Here is a 16,632-nt window from a genome sequence, read left to right as displayed (position 1 = left end):
ACGGTATTTAAATCAAATTTTATTTCGCATTTTCTACTGTTATGAATTACTTATGTGAATATTATGGCATATATAATAAATTTATTGGAGATATTATAGTAAACATTTTTATTTTTTATAACATATTGTTCAGTTTTAGAGTTATATCTTTTGGTAAAATTTTAAATATACTTTACTGATAGGTCATTTAATTCTGCCATTATCTTTTCATTATTCAAATTTACCGCTATCGGTAAAAATATTTCTAATGTTTCTTTTGCTTTCTCTTTCCAACAATTTTCATCCATAAACTCAATTGTTCTCATATTATGAAGTCTTTCAGCTAATTTAACCATTATTACATCTTCATCTATTATATCACTATCTCCATTAAATTCTGTTACACCTTTAATAATATTTACAACTCCGTCTGAAAACTCCTTCTTCACTTCTTCAAGGGGTATATTAGCTTTCTCTGAAATAATATCATGCAACAAGCCTGCTATTACTGTCTCCTCGCTTGCCTCCATTTCTGCTAAAAGAATTGCAACATTAATCAGATGAGTTACATAATCATCATTTGAATATCTCTTTTTCCCATTATGTGCTCTACAAGCAAATTCATATGCCTTCTTAATCTTTCCCTTGTCAAATTCCAGTGTATTCTCATCTATATTCGTTATTAATAATCTGTATAGCTCCTCTTTTGTAGCATGAACAGCTGTGTTTTTCATAAATACATGACTCATATTACAATTACCTCCTAAACAATTAATTTGAAAGCTAAACGCTCTTAAAAGTATCGGTGAAAAACCAAATTTATTTTTAAATGCTTTTGTAAAACCACTATGTGATTGATAGCCATAATTTAATGCAACATCAATTATTTTCTTTCCACTTGCTATTTCTTCTGAGGCCTTAATCAGTCTTCGTTCTATTACATATTCCATAATTGATAATCCCATTTGCTTTTTAAACATTCTTGAAAAATAATATAATGAATATCCTGAGTTTTTTGCTACATCTTCTATAATTATAGATTCATTAACATTTTCCTCGATATATTTTAAGCTATCAAATATAATAGTTTCTAATTTCAAATTCTTCACCTTCTTTGCCACGTGGTAATTATAATATATATACTTTTTGGCTAAATTTCTTTTCCATTCTTGCCATAGATAAGAAATAATAATAAAAGTGTACAATCTATATCTACGATTATAGTATATTTCTAGGGAATTTTCTTATATTATATATTGATTTTATACCTTTTCAATACCATGCTATTCAGTTTTCAAGGTTCAGTATTCACATCTTCATTTTCAATAGTAAGTCGTATCTATAACTTTAGTTGCTTAAAATACTTGAAATACGAAATAAAAATACCGTAAGATTCTTTTCTAAATAATACGGTATTTCAATGAAACATTTTATTTTTTCAATCATGACCTTAAATATAAATTATCCGACATAAATATAAGCCTATAATATAATAAAGGAGGATTATTTATGAGAAAAAGTTTAATGAAGTGAATAAGCTAGGCTATTTAAGATTACTAGGTTTACTAGGGTTATTTACAAACAATACGAATCTGTTTGGTTTATTTGGATTGTTCGGCTACTTCAAGGTGGTACAAGATTAATTATCAAGATAAAGATTGTCGTCTTAATCTACTATTACAAATTACCTATATAATATAATACTATCTATCTTAAATCCTGTAAATAAATCTATATAAATGAATAAGTCCACCAGAAAGCAAAGCGACTACAATACCTAAAAAAGTTCCAATTATTGCTCCCCTGATGTGATGCTTCGGATTTCGATATGCTTCATCCATATCTTCTGTACCAGAAATCCTCGTTTTTTTACTATGGCAGAACAGTCCTATATCCAAGACAAATAAGTCATAAAGGTTAATGGTAAAAAATATGATAAACACATGTCTGAATGCCTGAACAAAACTTCTTGCTCCAGAATAATAAGCAACGAATGCTAACATAATAGCAAATATAAATATTGAAAAGATTTTTATGGTTATATGACGTTTCTTCTTAGTATCAATATTCACTTTATACTGAGGTAAACTCTCAACACGCCTGCGAATCTCTGGTGGAAAAGACATAATTTGACTGATTGGATCCTTATAGAGCGGCGGTAATATTATTAATGTAAATATGGCGCAAGCTATAATACATTCAACTATTAATAGCATCATTCTTTACTCCTTTCAAATTCTAGTCTATAAATAATTCATATATCATGTTTTCTATTATTACAATTTGGTTATATGCCAATTATAGCATACGTACCATATAATACCAATGAACTTATAGTAATACCTTACTTTTCAATACCGTATTATTCGGTTTTCAAGGTTTAATAGTTACATCATATAGGTAGTATTATGCGACTAATTTCAAATGCTAGTACGTATCTTTAGACTATCGAATCCATATAATGACCTACTACCTATTGTTATTTGCTTATCACATCTTTTACAAGTAGTCATGACCATTGATATTCTTCTTGCTATTGTTCATTCTCCTTTCTAAATAACACTATCTATCCTAGATATTTCCTTTAGTATCATATTTATTATTAGTCTTGCATCTAGAACATATAGTTTCGCCTTTACCTTCGTAACCTGCCACATTTAATACATCTTATTTTCTTCATAGCTACCTTCTATCTATCATTCATATTGCTTACCCTGCATTACAAAATACACATATACTTATTTTTCAAATATCTGCACATCTTAGCTCGTCCACAATATTGTTTAGTCATAGACATCTTTTCCTTAAAATCCCTAAATTCTATTAAAATCACACTCACTATTTTCCCTCCTCCTAGGAGAATATTTCAGTTTTTATACCAATAGTACTTTAGAACTATATGAATGTATTTATCTTTTCTGTTATAATTATTTGTATTTCCTACTCTTATAAAGGTGGTGTCATAATGTTTATTCCTATTTTTCTTATTGTAGTAGGTTTATTTGCAATTATTTGCACTGTTTTGAAACCAGCATTTTATTGGGAAAGTCGTAAAGCAACACGACTTATAAAATTAATAGGCAGTACCGCTACCTCTATACTATATATAACTATAGGTATATTATTAGTAGGTATTGGAGTTGCCGATTTATTAGGAATAATTTCCTTATAAAGTATTGAGAGAATATTTTCAATACTTTTTTATTTAGGATTTTAAATTTATTTTTTCTTTTTCCCATCTATGAATTGCTGAATTCTTCTAGACTGAATATATCAATCTGTTTCGCTAGTGGTTCTAGCTCTCTCCAAAGTACTTCTTCTTCCAGAAGATTCTTTATTTTTGCTTGAGTTGATGCCCAATCAGTCCCTAATGTTGCTATAATGCTATTTAATCTTCTATATCGTGCTTGACCATGTCTCCATCTTTTTCAATATGTCTTAGTTCATGATAAATTAATACTATTATTTACTCTCTTTGCATTCTCTCTATGAAATACTTTCTAGTTTTAAGATATATTCATATTCTGTCATTACTAATCATTTCCTTAGCTTTTCTAATATAATCATAATATTTTCATGTTGGATTCTGCCACTGCTGTTATTTGATCTTTATTTAACGTATCAACTCTGTAAAAATAATAATTAACAATCTACTATCATCTTTCATATTGTATATTAGGATTTAAAAAACCCTCTCCTAATAATTCTTTCTTATATTTAATTCTCAATTACTAATACATTAAGGAGGTGCTGTTATGGCTGAGAAACAATGTGGATTTTTTGGCGGTTGTTTTGATGAATCAATCATATTCATATTCTTAATATTAATTCTTTTATTCTTCTGCTTCTGTAACTAGTAGTACGGCTTTTTTTAAAAAATCTAACTTTATTACTGCATAGGAGGTATATATTATGATTGACAATGAAATACGTACAAATTGCTTTGACGAAGAGTGTGGCTGTGGTATGGATACTTCATTATTGTTCTTCTTTTTACTTTTAGTAATTCTTTTCTGTAACTGTGATGGTTTTTTTGGTAGAAGGTGCTAAATCTCCATATTGAATCGGGGCTCATCCCCGATTCCTTTTTTATCTATTGTTCCTATAAAGTATTTCTATCAATCCTTGTCTATTCAACCTATAACTTCATTCTCTACCCCTAGAAATAATAATGAACACTTTGCCACTCCCATTCATACCCTATTGTAAGAGTACTAAATCTCAACTGAATGGGGGTGTATTTATGGGTGGCTTATTCGGCAGAAGAGGATGCGAGGGAGAATGTGGTATGGATACTTCCCTACTATTCTTCTTTTTAATATTAGTAATTATTTTCTGTAACTGTGATTTCTTTTAATCTATAATAATTGAGTCGGGGTTTACCTCCGATTCTTTCTTATATTTATTCATAAACTATAACCTACTAAATCCGTAACTAGATTAGGATATACTTTCCTAAGTCTAGTAAAATTCTCTTCCACCATATTCTCTGCTAGGCTATTTTCCACTGTTGCTATTCTACCACTTGCTTGCTGTCATAATTTGCACTTACAGCGTAATCCAATTTCGTAATCTATTTCGTTTATTTTTTTATTAGAAAATACTATTCCTAAGACACGTTTCTCTCCGGTTCATATATTTAACTACTTTTCTAGTTACTGGAGTTTGTCCTTCTTCTTCCAATTCTTCTATATCTATCATTTCTACATTAAATCTCTTAATGCTCTAGCACTTACCCTAGTACTGCCATTTTAATTATATGAAGTCTTATCATTCTTAGTTCATCTTAAAAATTTATTTGACCCTCTATCTCAACTCGTTCATCTTCTTGCTTTGGATCATGATTTCTTTTTTTCTTGATTTATTTCTCGTGAACATTATATTAATCTCCCTAAGAGGAAGAATACTATCAATGTATTTTTATATCACTCAATAAATGATACAGATATAGATTTTCTGACTCCACTGATTGTATAATTTTATCATTTTATAAAAGCTTTAGAAATTATAGCTGCAAAAACTAGAAAAGTTTTCAAATAAAAAGCCTATGATCAAATTCATAGACTTACTTTAAAAAGTTTAACCGCGCTAGGTTATAATATTAATCTATAGCTCATTTTTAATTTTATCATAAAATAGTGATGGTAAAATATTTGCATATATATATTCAGTTATTTATTTAATTCTATCTGTAGATCCTACATGTCCTCCATCCAAAAAAAGAAAAACCCAAGGATTTTATTTTATTTTCCCCGAGCTTCTAGAGCCTCTATCCATTTGACTTGATAAAAATAATATTTATCTTTATTTATTAATCTTAATTTGTAGCAGAATAAGCAAATGGTAGTAACTCTTTTACAGTAATCTTTTTCAATTTATTTTCTATATCAATAATCACTTTGCAATTTGGTGCATAATCCAAAATAAATTGTCTACAATTCCCACATGGCGGTAATATCTTCTCACCATTCTCTCCTCCAACAGCAACTAAACATTCAAATTCTCTTTCTCCGTCAGTTATTGCTGAGCCAATAGCTATAATTTCAGCACAAGCACCATGAAGAGAATAAACATTTACCCCTGTATAAATTTTTCCGCCTTTACACCTCATTGCTACAGCAACTGTATGGTTATAGTTTATTTTATCATAATTCTTTATTATTGCTTCAGATGCCTTTTCGATTAATTCCAAATCTTTTTTTGTTAGGTCTTCCATCTTATCTTTTCCCCCTGTCTATTTATAATTACATAATTTAAAGATACTTACTTTGACAAATCTATTAGAATTTCTCTTGCAACTTTTCTTATAGTAGAATTATGATGACTCACATATCTAGTCAAAACTGGTACATATTTAAGATTATAGGTATAACCTAAAGCATATAAAGCCTCTTCAAGTAATTCAGGTTCTAGCTCTAATTCTGCCAACTTTTCAGCTAAATAGTCTAATTCCCTCCTTGTATAGGCTCTTAACAATTCTAGAATATCCTCTTTAATTTCCTTAATCTCAAGTTAGTTTTTTAATATCTTTTTATAATTCCTTAAATGCCATTAAAGCCTGCCTATGCAGGCACTTCGGCATTTTGTGTTTTGGGAGATGTTCTTAAATGCTCTTAGAAATTTTTATATTTTTTTCTTGAAAGGTAGTAAAAAAGTAGTAAATTCGTTTTCCAAACAAGATACATTTTATATTAAGCAGCAAGCTGCTGTTCCGGTTGCTTTCTTTTTTCCAATCGTTCCATTTCTGCACTTGCAGAAATGGAAGCACAACAACTACCTCTAATAATAATTTGTCCAGCCTAACCTATTTCAGCTAAGAACCCGTAGTAATTATTTTATTTTTTTTAACATACGGGTACTTAGTAGAATCACAATAGGAAATACAATTGCAGTAAATAACCCCGCTTCAAGAGCAGATTGTGTAATATTTTCACCTGTAAACAAGTGTCCAATACCTGCGTAGTTAGACTTAATTACTACGTTTGATACCAACCCAACCAAGCTCGGTCCAATTGCACACCCAATGTCTCCACCTAATGCCAAGAACCCAAACATAGCATTTCCCCCGGTTGGGTGCATTTTAGAAGAAAGGCTAATAGCTGCTGGCCACAAGATAGCAATAGACAACCCGGTCAATGCACAACCAATAAGCGATATTGCCGGGATTGGGGATAAGGATACCAACAGGTAACTGAAAATACATATACCCCCAGAAATTGCAATCAACTTCCGCAAATCATACTTTGCACCTTTTTTGCCATAAATCAACCTTGTAATACCCATCAAGAGGGCAAAAGCGCAAGGTCCCAACAAATCGCCAAATGTCTTAGATGTGCCAAGACCGACCTCGGCAAAAAACGAAGACCACTTTGACATTGCCTGTTCAGCAGCGCCCGCACATACCATCAGTATGAACAACAACCAAAACGTCTTTGTTGAAAAAAGTTTTCTTGGCGAAATTTGGACATCTTTTTCGACTAACGTTTTTATAGGCACTTTAAGAAATAAGAATAGATTTAAAAGCGGAATGGCACACCAAAGTATTGGCAACCAATTCCAATACTGCTCTCCAACTAATGTAAAAAACAGCGTGGACACCAAGACAACTGCCACATAGCCCCAACAGTAGAATGAGTGTAAAATTCCCATCACACCCGATTTTTCATCTCCTGGTAAAGCCTCTGCAATAGGATTCACAACAACTTCAATAAAGCCTCCACCTATAGAATTTAATGTTATGCCAATCAACAACCCTATAAATGGATTTATAATCATGGGAAGTATACCTATACTAAGTAGTCCCGCAAAGCAGAAGATGTTCGCAATAGTTACTGCAATACGGTAACCCAAAATATCAACCATCTTAGCTGCCAGAGAATCTACTAAAATCTGAATACAGAAACCCACGGTAATGAGAAGTGTTATCTTTTCGAGGGAAATCCCTAACTGCGATTGAAATATCACAAATAGAAGTGGCGGTAAATTGCTTACTACAGCTTGACCAATGTAACCACTAAAGCAAGCGTAAAGCGTGTGTTTGTAATTTAGTTTCATTTTTCCTCCTTCGTTAGCCGCCACTTATGTTCATTGTACTTTGAACCATGCACTTAAACTCCATAGCAAGCCGCAAGTAATATCTATTTTTTGTCAGCGCGCCATTCTGCATCTGATTCCCACTGACACTCCATAATCTCCATATTGGTAAACGTCGCTTTATAAGAGCCTTCTGACGGACTTCCGGCATATATCCCAAAAGTAATTTCACCGGACGCTTCCCACATATGGAAAATTCTCATCTGCTTAAAGGAAATACCGTCCTGGCTACACTCAATACGGTAATCACTTCCCCTACGAGAAAAGCGATACCACATAGCCTTAATCTCTGAGGAGATATCTGTAGTCGCCCAATCAGAATAGCCATGATTGGTAACTACACTCCCTAATCGCTGTACTTTTTCGTCCTCATATTCAATCGAAGCCTTAAACCAGTTATCGCTGTCCAAGTACATTGCAACGCCACACTGGTCAAAACGCTGGCTGCTTTCAAACTCCGTCTTTACTATAAATGAAAAAAACTGTTCAGTTGTTTTCACCTGTAACACAGGAGCTGTATCAGTTTGGAAACCATAATAGGTACGCGCCCATAAGTCCGTTCCCATTTCTGTAATAACTTCTACCTTATCTTCACCTACCACTGTCTGAGCTGGTTCACGAATCCATTGCGGATTGTATTTTAAAAAGTTAGCCATATCTTTTCCTCCTAAAAAAATTAATTATTCACTTTTCTTTTGCATTATATCCCAGCTAAAATCTTTTTTCACTACACAAAATCACAAAAATATAGTACAATATAACAGAGGTGAAAATTATGCAGTCTTGTAAAACTACTACTGATGAAACGTTAAGAGAAACCGTTGCTCATGGCAGTGATAAATATCCTATCGCATATTATGTTGATAATATCATGCAATTCGACCATGGGCGCATAGACTGGCACTGGCATCGGGAGGTTGAATTCGTAACTGTATCTAAAGGTAGTATAAATTGTTTAATTGGGCAAAACAGAATTCGTCTGGAAAAAGGTTGGGGAATCTTTATAAATAGCGGAATCATTCATCGCTTTGAAACCGATGATGATGGCATCATGTCCGATATTGTATTTGCACCGGAACTGATTGCTACAGAAAGAAGTTTAATTCATGAAACATATATATTACCTGTACTATCTTCTGGTCCTGCTTATCAGATATTGAACCCGAATGTTTTATGGCAGAATACAATACTGGTGCTCTTGAATCAGATATACGACATACAAGATAAGAATAGGGATTCTTTATCTCCTCTAAATACGCTTCTTTTAACTACTGAGCTATGGAAACATTTATTTCAAAACATAAATATTGAACCAGTTTCTGAAAATGGAGTAAAATCTACTTTTCAATCTTCGCGATTACAGGTTATGATGCAATTTATCCATGACCATTATGCAGAGGATATAGGACTTGAGGATATAGGGAAAGCTACTAACATTAGCAAAAGCAGTACGTTGGAAGTTTTTCGTCGTGGAATTAACCAATCTCCAATTTCTTACCTTATTGAATATCGTTTAACACAGGCGGCGTTTTTATTAAAGAACACAAAAAATACGATTTCCAATATATCATTAACTACTGGTTTTTCCAGTAACTCCTACTTTTGCAGAAAGTTCAAATGCTATTATAAGATGACTCCTGCCGAATATAGAAAACAGGTATTACACAATAGCCCCTCACTATAACAAATAGCATTTTCAAAGATGTTTAAAAGATTTTATAACTGCACACCAAAAGAATATCGAAACCACTCTTAAAGAATTAACATTTTATTGCAATAAGAAATAGCCCTACTTATAACAAAAGAAGCATCTACGTCATATTGCTTACCGTAGATGCTTCTTTTACTAAACCCGATTATTTCTGCATCTAAAGTTATTACCAAACTTTTCCTATTTTTTCATAACACTACCTTACCGTAGCAGTAACTATACGTAATCCTTTATCGCTCATATCATTAAGTAGGCTTTCAAGTTGTCTGCGCTGCGTAGATTTTTCCGAGAGCAATGAGCATTTGATCTGCTAATTGCTTCCTTGATATTTCCTTTGCTTTTCTTGCTGCTCTTATGGCTTGACCGAAGACCTTAAAATCAAATTTATCAAACTCACACTTCATATTACCGTTCATCTTCCTTTTGGGGATATGATTACACATATCATATTTGATAAGTATAAATCATATTTATTTATTAGTTGTCTTGAAAATATGGGACTATCAGTTTATAATATTATCATTTACAAAAAGAACAGCTCCTCATGATGAAAGCACTTTCACGCATGTGGAATTGTTCTTTTATGTTTATAACCCATTCATATCCTTCTTTTTTTTATTGAAAATAAATCCGTTTTCAAATACGATTTAATTCAATCAAAATAATCAACACTTGTCATTCGGAAAAGCTTTTTGGTAAGCAGCTAATTCATCCGCATAATCCCGTCTTATAATTTCATTCCAGATGTCAGCATTTGTAATACCGCAGTTCTCAGGAATAAACACAGGATCAATTCCTTTCTTTATCTGTCTCTCATAATCCTTCAGTGTTGCTACACCTGGTTTATAAAGCAAAACAAGACTTCCGACATTAACTATAGATATAATCCCGCACATTGCTGATGCCAAATTCCATATCGTTGCAGATGAGATCAGTGGTCCTGCAAATGCCATGATAACAGTGGCTAAATTAATATACATCATTGATTTTTTCGCACGGACCCCATCAATATCGCTTTTAAAGAGGTAACGGTTAATACAATTTAAATATACCGAATATGCCATAACAGTGGTAAATGTGAAAAAGAACATGGCAATTGCGATAAACACTGCTCCTCCCCCTGAAATAAGAGAGTCCACTGCCATAGCGGTGAATTGGCTGCTATCACCAACAACATTTGAAACAAGAAAGCTTCCATCAGGTGATAACACATTGTAACGTCCTGAGCATAGGATCATCAGAGCTGTTGCAGTACATATCAGCAATGATATAAAAACAGAAAACGCTTGTGAAAGCCCTGCCTTGGCAGGATGAGATACATCTGTACAGCCAGCTACCCATGCGCCTGTACCAAGTCCTGCTTCATTTGAAAAAATACCTCGCTTAACCCCCCATGAAACCGCAGAACCAACTAATCCCCCAAAAAGGGCATTCATATTCAATGCGGAACCAACAATCATTGCAAGCATAGAGGGCACTTGCTTAAAGTTTACAATTAGCATAATGATGGCTACAGCAACATAAAGAAGTGACATAAAAGGAACCGCTTTTTCGGCAACCCTTGCAATTTGCTTTGCTCCACCAAAAACTACTGCACTAAGTAAAACTGTATATGCCACTGCGGTTACAATGGAAGGGATATTAAAGCTTAATGATGCAACTGAACTAAATGCGTTCGATTGTAACCCCGCAAATATTATCAAGAATATAATACTGAAGATTGCATAGAACATACCTACAGGCTTTGCTTTCAACCCCTTTTCCATGTAAAATGAAGGTCCTCCAACATATTCATTCCCAGCTTTTTGCTTCCAGATTTGTGCTAATGCCGATTCGATATAGGCCGAAGAGGCACAAATAATCGACATCACCCACATCCAAAAAATAGCACCTGGTCCGCCGAACAATATTGCACTTGCCGTACCCGTAATATTGCCAGTACCTACACGACCGCCAATTGCTATATTTAATGCCTGAAAACCAGTCATGCCTGTTTCAGATTTATTGCCTCCAAAAGAACATTTAATCATTTCTTTAAAAAGTCTAATTTGTACAAATTTCATTGCTAAGGAAAAAATTAAACCACAAATCAAGCAAAACCAAACTAAAACCGGCCCCCAAACAAATGTATCAATTACCCCAATGATATCATCTATAGCCATTGTTCATCCTCCTCTAATTACTTACTTTGTAAAGTTATTAAGTATATCAAACTAATTATCCGTTAATTCTTTAATCGCTTTGACAATTCTATCTAATCCTTCTTCAAGCATACTTTGTGGACAGGCAACTGTCATTCTAAAATATCCAGCGCCAGATTCTCCAAACACATGACCGTTTTCAATCAATAAATCATATTTTGTAATCAGTAATTCAAATAATTCTTCATAATCAACATATGCTCCAAAATTTATCCAAGCCAAAAATGTCCCTTCAGGCTTTTTGTATTTTACTTTTGGAAGATGTTTATTAAGATAATTCACTAAAAAGTCAAAGTTCCCCTCAACATATTCCATGACTTCATCAACCCAATATTCGCATTTATTATAAGCAGTCTCTGTTAAAACCATATCCAGCGGCGGAGCAAAACTAATATAATGTTTTCTTCTTGTTTCTTTGTGCCATATTTGTTTTAACTCTTCATCATCTATAATTATTTGAGAAATTGGTACCCCTCCAACATTGAAGGTCTTCCCTAAAGCCACTGCAGTAATAATTTTACTGTAATCAGTTATCGTCTTAATTGGATAATGCATTACATTAGCTCGTGTTAAATCACAATGTAGTTCATCAGAGAAAATTAAAACATCGTTTTCTTGGCATAAATCAACTACTTTTTTTAATTCATCCTTTGTCCATACCCTACCTACCGGATTATGCGGTGAACATAAAATTAGCATTGTATTATTAGGATTTTTTAATTTATTTTCTAAATCAACAAAATCAATGCTATAATTCTCATCGTTATTTATTAACTGATTATTTACCACTTTTCTATCTGTTCCTTCTATTAACTCAGCAAATGGATAGAATACAGGCTCTTGAATAATAATTCCTTCACCTTCTTTTGTAAATCCCCTTAATGCAAAACCCAATGCAGGTAAAACACCTGGTGAATAAAAGATTGAATCCTTTGAAATGGTCCAATTGAATCGTCTTTTATACCACCCTTGAACAGATTCAAAATAGCTATCGCCCGGCATAGAATGTCCAAGAAATCCATGCTCAACCCTTTTGGTCAATGCTTCGGTAATTTCATCAGCAACTTTAAATTCCATATCCGAAAGCCATAGAGGTAATGCTGTGTCTGATACTCTTCTGTCCACAAAATCTTTGTGATCCCATTTGACACAATCTGTACCTCTCCTATCGTACAGCTTGTCTAAATTTAATTTTCCCATAATAAATGCCACTCCTTTATAATTTTTTGTTGATTATAGCATAGAATATAGCACAAAAATTACAAAAAACAACGTCACAAAATTCTATCCAGAGGGCGATAAAAATTAATATTGTGTCATCACAGTAGACTTTTATCTGTAATTTAGATATAATGTGTATAGAAAACTACTTTACTACACTAAATTTATGCTTTTAGAGCCTTTATACGAAACGAGGTGGATTCTTATGTCGGAATACTTAATGGAATTAGGCAGCATTCTTAGAAATGTGAGGAAATTACGCGGTTTAACTGTCCAACAACTAGCAGATAAAATTCAAAAAAGCAAATCAACATTATCAAAATACGAGCGTGGCGAAATAGCAATAGATATTCTTACTATTAATGAAATTTCTCAAGTTTTAAAAATAAGCATTGATGAGTTATTACCTAAATTCAGTAATATTTCAAGTCAACATTGTCAACCATCCATTGTAAATGTACCATCATTTTTTAAAAATAATACACGTTTTTATTCTTATTATTATGATGGTCGGAATAAAGATATAATTTGTTCCACTCTATTGGTTAAAAAGGCTCATGATGATAATTCTATTAGCGTTCATATGTACATGAATATAAAAGATATAAATTATCCTCAAGCATGTGAAAATACATACTATGGTCTGATGACTCATCATGATATAATTACAAGAATCGATTTCATTAATCGAGATACTTCAATAGAAAAAGCAACAATAGCTATTCTCTCTCCATTTGTTGAAAACGATGAAAGATGGGGGCTTTGGTCAGGAATTTCTACAAGGCCAGTAATGCCAGCCTCAATAAAGATGCTCTTTACAAAAACTCCCCAAAAGATAGATATTGCCCTAAAAAAGAAACTAATGTTAACACAAGAAGATTACAAACTAATTAAACTTTATAATATGTTTACCGTATTTTAAACTATCGAAATCTTTGAATAAAAAAGTATTCCTGTGCCATGGACAGGGGATAAGATGTTTCCGCCCCTAAATCCCATATTCGCAAGTTCCTGATAGATATAGCTGATATCGCCCTGCTCGGTGTAATAGGAGGTCAGGGTGTTTTTCTATATAGCCTGAAATTCTTCATCCGTAAAAGTTTTTGTATACGCCGCTCTGAAATGCCCCATTTTTTTGCAACTTTGGGGGCTGAAATATATTCCATAATTTGACAATTTTTCATTTGCAAACAATATACTATATGTTATATATGGACAGCCGTATAATATCAATACGCAGGCACAATCTACATGATATATTTTTGTCAACTAAATGATATGTGTAATCATATCTAAAGTAAGGGGTGAGCAGTAAAATGTAGTAGGGTGAAATTATATGAAGCGAGAAATCGACAAATATGATTTTAAGGCTTTCGGTCAAGCCATAAAAGCAGCACGAAAAACAAAAGGAATATCGAGAAATAAATTAGCAAAACAAATGAACATAGCCCCTCGATATATTGCGTCCATTGAAACAGCGGATAGCACCCAAGCCTGCAAATTTTTTATGAGCTTGTTACTCTTTTAGATGTATCGGTAGACTAATTCCTTTTTCTAAACAAGACAACAGATATATCCACGCAGCGCAGACAGCTTGACAGTTTACTTGATGATATAAGTGAAAAGGGATTGCAAATCTTCTAAAGCTTTAATCTGTTTCTCTAAAGAAAACTGTTCTTCTCGATACTTAGTGCTTAACATTGAGAAATTGCGTTCAGTTATTTTTTCTGGTGCTCTGTCCTCATACATCTTTGCAAACAAACGGTCAATTTTGCTTTGACGTTTTTTGGCTTTCTGTAAATCAGAGATTGCTTTTTTCTTTAACAATCAACGTTCAGAACCACTAAATTCTTATATTCTCTTTAGCACCTTAGTTTTACTGACAAGGAACTATCCTTAATGAAATCTTTAGCGAGTGGTATCAATGAATTAGGAAAATTTGAACTCTAATTGAAAGAATTCATACATAACAGAAAGAGCCGATAAAGTGGGATTATATTAACCACAAATTATCGACTCTGCGTCATTGTGTCTGGCTATGTAATTAACGTTACTTTGAACTGCTTTATATCAATTAAATTATCTTGTCATCACTTCCGATATAGAGGGGATTTTTTTATTTCAGTGTATGCCCTTATCTTTAAACGTGTATTATTTTCACAGATGGGAGATATCATCCATTCTGTTATCACCATTTCATCACGCTCCTTTTAATAACACAAAAAAGCATAAAAGCTGTGCAACCCTTATGCCTTTCATATATGATTTTTTATAACTGTCCTTATACCTCTTTAAGATAATCAAAGGCAATTCGTTGAGTTTCGTCCTTTAGATATACAGTTCCGCATTTCACAAACCCATTTTTTTGAATCAGATGTTTCATGACTTCATTATTCTCGTGAGTATCAATTCTAAGATGAGGGCTTTGCTCCTTGCAATAATTGATACATTTTGTAAATATGCCTCTTTCTATTCCATCACTGGCGATTCTGTGGATTGTACTATAAGGTGAATCGGACCTCCACGAACCATTTTCTATGTTCTCATAAGAGGAGTCTTTTCCTGGAATAAAAGCAAATACTCCATGGATTAAATCCTGTTTTACATAAACGTAAAGCTGTTGTTTTTCAATGTCATCTTTAAGCATTTCTTCAGATGGGTAGTCGGCTCCCCATTGGGATGAATTTCCATTATCAGCCATAAATTTTCTTGCAATTTCATATACCCTTAAAATGGAGGGTAAATCCTGTGGGTATGCTCTTCTTATCATGTTTTCTCCTTTTATTTGTTATTTTAGGCTTTTATTTCTATTATATCTGTAGCAAAGATTAATAGACATTATACAATACTTACCTTTTGATTACAAGGCTGTTACTGGTACGGCAAAGCAAGGTAACAAGTCCCGTATGTCGGATAAATCAAGATGGATAACATAACCGTCTACTGCCATTTTACGAAGATATGCTCCTAAATTCTTTGTGCCAAGCTGTTCCATTTTTTCGTCTATAACTTTTCGTTTCTGTTCTGACACCATGAAGTGCAACTGTACATTTCTCTTTCGTTTTGCCATTATCGCACCTCCATACATTTATATTGTTTTACCTTGCCCTCTCTGTTGACCTGTGGAGGCTGTTTCAGGTTATCTAACACTGATGATCGCTCTCTTTTGGAAACCCGGCTGTCAGCCTCCTGTGGCTTAGATACGCCCATATTTAGTTCCGCATCAAGGATAGCAAAACGGGAAACCTTATCTTTTAACTCCTGTTCCTGTAGGAATGGTTTGCCGAACTCAGACTATGCTGCCTCTTGCTGTTTATAAAGATTATCAAGTTGATCCGTAACAGCCTTTAACCTGTCAGGAATAGCAGTAAGGGCATTGTCCATACGAGTGAGATTTCCTCTGGCATCCATACCAAGTTTAGCTATATGGCTCATTGCACCCTTTAAGGTAAGTTGAAATTTATTATAAAACCCGTCATAAGACAGGTGCATGGTAAAACCTCGGTAACTGCCGATTTACATACCACAAGTGCAATAGAAAGCCTGAATGCGACCTACCGGAAGCTAAACCGCCAAAGGAGTGTATTTCCGAGCGATAGGACCCTGTTAAAAGCCTTGTATTTATCTACATTTGAAGCCACAAAAAAAGTGGACGATGCCAATCCGTAACTGGGGACAGGTATATGGGGAGCTGAGTATCATGTATGAGGGCCGCCTGTCAAGTTAAATCATTATAGTTGTGTGCAAATTCTCGTCTGCCCTTGACATGCCCTGTGATAGGTAGGGTATATAAAACCAAGGGCTGAAAACTCATACAGAAGCCTTCAGCCCTACCACTTATCATAGAAGATCTGTTTTTACAGAGATTTCTTCACACACTCAACCATTAAATTAGATATATCCTTCTATTCCCCTTATTGATATTTC

General features: G+C 33.5%; 21 protein-coding genes and 1 pseudogene. 7 read left to right on the top strand and 15 right to left on the bottom strand.

Annotation, left to right across the window (positions count from 1 at the left end; translation table 11 throughout):
- Positions 1-161 precede the first annotated feature (161 nt).
- From KQI38_RS03085 to KQI38_RS22775, 3 genes are all read right to left on the bottom strand, one after another.
- A complete protein-coding gene (locus KQI38_RS03085; RefSeq protein ID WP_216555612.1) occupies positions 162-1,079 on the bottom strand; it encodes a helix-turn-helix domain-containing protein in 918 nt (305 codons plus the stop codon).
- 612 nt (positions 1,080-1,691) lie between these two features.
- Entirely contained in the window at positions 1,692-2,195 is a 504-nt protein-coding gene (locus tag KQI38_RS03080) for a hypothetical protein (RefSeq protein WP_216555610.1), read from the bottom strand.
- A gap of 204 nt (positions 2,196-2,399) precedes the next feature.
- Positions 2,400-2,498 carry a DUF2688 domain-containing protein gene (locus KQI38_RS22775; RefSeq protein ID WP_420857127.1) on the bottom strand — a complete coding sequence of 33 codons (99 nt, stop codon included), beginning with the start codon at positions 2,496-2,498 and terminating at the stop codon, positions 2,400-2,402.
- A gap of 446 nt (positions 2,499-2,944) precedes the next feature.
- Here KQI38_RS22775 and KQI38_RS03070 point away from each other — a divergent pair, with 446 nt between their 5' ends.
- Positions 2,945-3,151, top strand: a complete 207-nt coding sequence (locus KQI38_RS03070; protein ID WP_216555605.1) for a hypothetical protein — start codon at positions 2,945-2,947, stop codon at positions 3,149-3,151.
- Between the two features lie 740 nt (positions 3,152-3,891).
- Positions 3,892-4,029: a hypothetical protein gene (locus KQI38_RS03065; protein WP_201259725.1), complete on the top strand. Its 138-nt coding sequence runs from the start codon at positions 3,892-3,894 to the stop codon at positions 4,027-4,029.
- A 1,267-nt stretch (positions 4,030-5,296) separates the two neighbouring features.
- On the opposite strand, the gene KQI38_RS03060 is transcribed toward KQI38_RS03065, so the two are convergent.
- The 4 genes from KQI38_RS03060 to KQI38_RS03045 all read right to left on the bottom strand — a co-directional run bounded on the left by KQI38_RS03060 (position 5,297) and on the right by KQI38_RS03045 (position 8,228).
- On the bottom strand, positions 5,297-5,695 hold the full coding sequence (locus tag KQI38_RS03060) for a cytidine/deoxycytidylate deaminase family protein (protein ID WP_216555603.1): 399 nt from the start codon (positions 5,693-5,695) through the stop codon (positions 5,297-5,299).
- 47 nt (positions 5,696-5,742) lie between these two features.
- Positions 5,743-5,955 (bottom strand): hypothetical protein, encoded by a 213-nt coding sequence (locus KQI38_RS03055; RefSeq protein ID WP_216555601.1) that lies wholly within the window; start codon positions 5,953-5,955, stop codon positions 5,743-5,745.
- A 354-nt stretch (positions 5,956-6,309) separates the two neighbouring features.
- Complete coding sequence (locus KQI38_RS03050; RefSeq protein WP_216555598.1) at positions 6,310-7,557, bottom strand: MFS transporter; 1,248 nt, start codon at positions 7,555-7,557, stop codon at positions 6,310-6,312.
- 59 nt (positions 7,558-7,616) lie between these two features.
- Entirely contained in the window at positions 7,617-8,228 is a 612-nt protein-coding gene (locus tag KQI38_RS03045; RefSeq protein ID WP_216555595.1) for a DUF1349 domain-containing protein, read from the bottom strand.
- Between the two features lie 119 nt (positions 8,229-8,347).
- Between KQI38_RS03045 and KQI38_RS03040 the strand changes: the two genes are divergently transcribed.
- On the top strand, positions 8,348-9,256 hold the full coding sequence (locus tag KQI38_RS03040; RefSeq protein ID WP_216555591.1) for an AraC family transcriptional regulator: 909 nt from the start codon (positions 8,348-8,350) through the stop codon (positions 9,254-9,256).
- Positions 9,257-9,479: 223 nt separating this feature from the next.
- On the opposite strand, the gene KQI38_RS22955 is transcribed toward KQI38_RS03040, so the two are convergent.
- The 4 genes from KQI38_RS22955 to KQI38_RS03025 all read right to left on the bottom strand — a co-directional run bounded on the left by KQI38_RS22955 (position 9,480) and on the right by KQI38_RS03025 (position 12,684).
- A complete protein-coding gene (locus KQI38_RS22955; protein WP_476756235.1) occupies positions 9,480-9,578 on the bottom strand; it encodes a hypothetical protein in 99 nt (32 codons plus the stop codon).
- Entirely contained in the window at positions 9,541-9,699 is a 159-nt protein-coding gene (locus KQI38_RS22950; RefSeq protein WP_476756237.1) for a helix-turn-helix domain-containing protein, read from the bottom strand. Before KQI38_RS22950 ends, KQI38_RS22955 begins: the two co-directional genes overlap by 38 nt.
- Positions 9,700-9,948: 249 nt before the next feature.
- Entirely contained in the window at positions 9,949-11,445 is a 1,497-nt protein-coding gene (locus KQI38_RS03030) for an alanine/glycine:cation symporter family protein (protein ID WP_216555589.1), read from the bottom strand.
- Positions 11,446-11,496: 51 nt separating this feature from the next.
- Positions 11,497-12,684, bottom strand: coding sequence for a MalY/PatB family protein (locus tag KQI38_RS03025; protein WP_216555587.1), 1,188 nt, complete (start codon positions 12,682-12,684; stop codon positions 11,497-11,499).
- Positions 12,685-12,910: 226 nt separating this feature from the next.
- Here KQI38_RS03025 and KQI38_RS03020 point away from each other — a divergent pair, with 226 nt between their 5' ends.
- The 4 genes and pseudogenes from KQI38_RS03020 to KQI38_RS22765 form a co-directional block, all read left to right on the top strand.
- Complete coding sequence (locus KQI38_RS03020) at positions 12,911-13,627, top strand: helix-turn-helix domain-containing protein (RefSeq protein WP_216555584.1); 717 nt, start codon at positions 12,911-12,913, stop codon at positions 13,625-13,627.
- A gap of 414 nt (positions 13,628-14,041) precedes the next feature.
- Positions 14,042-14,233, top strand: coding sequence for a helix-turn-helix domain-containing protein (locus KQI38_RS22945; RefSeq protein WP_476756234.1), 192 nt, complete (start codon positions 14,042-14,044; stop codon positions 14,231-14,233).
- Positions 14,234-14,277: 44 nt separating this feature from the next.
- Positions 14,278-14,349 (top strand): hypothetical protein, encoded by a 72-nt coding sequence (locus KQI38_RS22940; RefSeq protein WP_476756236.1) that lies wholly within the window; start codon positions 14,278-14,280, stop codon positions 14,347-14,349.
- A 228-nt stretch (positions 14,350-14,577) separates the two neighbouring features.
- A pseudogene (locus KQI38_RS22765) lies at positions 14,578-14,655 on the top strand (XRE family transcriptional regulator); the annotation flags it as partial.
- Between the two features lie 140 nt (positions 14,656-14,795).
- Here KQI38_RS22765 and KQI38_RS22760 read toward each other — a convergent pair.
- From KQI38_RS22760 to KQI38_RS02985, 4 genes are all read right to left on the bottom strand, one after another.
- The gene (locus tag KQI38_RS22760; protein WP_246565553.1) at positions 14,796-14,882 is read right to left on the bottom strand and encodes a cysteine-rich KTR domain-containing protein; all 87 of its coding nucleotides are present in this window, start codon (positions 14,880-14,882) and stop codon (positions 14,796-14,798) included.
- 104 nt (positions 14,883-14,986) lie between these two features.
- The gene (locus KQI38_RS02995; RefSeq protein WP_216555581.1) at positions 14,987-15,475 is read right to left on the bottom strand and encodes a GNAT family N-acetyltransferase; all 489 of its coding nucleotides are present in this window, start codon (positions 15,473-15,475) and stop codon (positions 14,987-14,989) included.
- 90 nt (positions 15,476-15,565) lie between these two features.
- The gene (locus KQI38_RS02990; RefSeq protein ID WP_216555578.1) at positions 15,566-15,775 is read right to left on the bottom strand and encodes a plasmid mobilization protein; all 210 of its coding nucleotides are present in this window, start codon (positions 15,773-15,775) and stop codon (positions 15,566-15,568) included.
- Between the two features lie 224 nt (positions 15,776-15,999).
- Entirely contained in the window at positions 16,000-16,197 is a 198-nt protein-coding gene (locus tag KQI38_RS02985) for a hypothetical protein (RefSeq protein WP_216555575.1), read from the bottom strand.
- Positions 16,198-16,632: the final 435 nt, after the last annotated feature.

It is taken from the genome of Tissierella carlieri (genome assembly GCF_018917285.1).
Taxonomy (GTDB): Bacteria; Bacillota; Clostridia; order Tissierellales; family Tissierellaceae; genus Tissierella; species Tissierella carlieri.
The sequence above is the reverse complement of the archived record's forward strand: the minus strand, read 5'-3'. Positions and strand labels throughout refer to the sequence as shown.

What these genes read in the sequence shown, in the direction of transcription:
- KQI38_RS03060 (WP_216555603.1), bottom strand. Translation starts at nt 5,695, where the DNA reads ATGGAAGACCTAACAAAAAAAGATTTGGAATTAATCGAAAAGGCATCT.
- KQI38_RS22945 (WP_476756234.1), top strand. Translation starts at nt 14,042, where the DNA reads ATGAAGCGAGAAATCGACAAATATGATTTTAAGGCTTTCGGTCAAGCC.
- KQI38_RS22950 (WP_476756237.1), bottom strand. Translation starts at nt 9,699, where the DNA reads ATGAACGGTAATATGAAGTGTGAGTTTGATAAATTTGATTTTAAGGTC.
- KQI38_RS02995 (WP_216555581.1), bottom strand. Translation starts at nt 15,475, where the DNA reads ATGATAAGAAGAGCATACCCACAGGATTTACCCTCCATTTTAAGGGTA.
- KQI38_RS02985 (WP_216555575.1), bottom strand. Translation starts at nt 16,197, where the DNA reads ATGCACCTGTCTTATGACGGGTTTTATAATAAATTTCAACTTACCTTA.
- KQI38_RS03080 (WP_216555610.1), bottom strand. Translation starts at nt 2,195, where the DNA reads ATGCTATTAATAGTTGAATGTATTATAGCTTGCGCCATATTTACATTA.
- KQI38_RS03030 (WP_216555589.1), bottom strand. Translation starts at nt 11,445, where the DNA reads ATGGCTATAGATGATATCATTGGGGTAATTGATACATTTGTTTGGGGG.
- KQI38_RS03070 (WP_216555605.1), top strand. Translation starts at nt 2,945, where the DNA reads ATGTTTATTCCTATTTTTCTTATTGTAGTAGGTTTATTTGCAATTATT.
- KQI38_RS02990 (WP_216555578.1), bottom strand. Translation starts at nt 15,775, where the DNA reads ATGGCAAAACGAAAGAGAAATGTACAGTTGCACTTCATGGTGTCAGAA.
- KQI38_RS03025 (WP_216555587.1), bottom strand. Translation starts at nt 12,684, where the DNA reads ATGGGAAAATTAAATTTAGACAAGCTGTACGATAGGAGAGGTACAGAT.
- KQI38_RS03045 (WP_216555595.1), bottom strand. Translation starts at nt 8,228, where the DNA reads ATGGCTAACTTTTTAAAATACAATCCGCAATGGATTCGTGAACCAGCT.
- KQI38_RS03020 (WP_216555584.1), top strand. Translation starts at nt 12,911, where the DNA reads ATGTCGGAATACTTAATGGAATTAGGCAGCATTCTTAGAAATGTGAGG.
- KQI38_RS22760 (WP_246565553.1), bottom strand. Translation starts at nt 14,882, where the DNA reads ATGATATCTCCCATCTGTGAAAATAATACACGTTTAAAGATAAGGGCA.
- KQI38_RS03065 (WP_201259725.1), top strand. Translation starts at nt 3,892, where the DNA reads ATGATTGACAATGAAATACGTACAAATTGCTTTGACGAAGAGTGTGGC.
- KQI38_RS03040 (WP_216555591.1), top strand. Translation starts at nt 8,348, where the DNA reads ATGCAGTCTTGTAAAACTACTACTGATGAAACGTTAAGAGAAACCGTT.
- KQI38_RS22775 (WP_420857127.1), bottom strand. Translation starts at nt 2,498, where the DNA reads ATGGTCATGACTACTTGTAAAAGATGTGATAAGCAAATAACAATAGGT.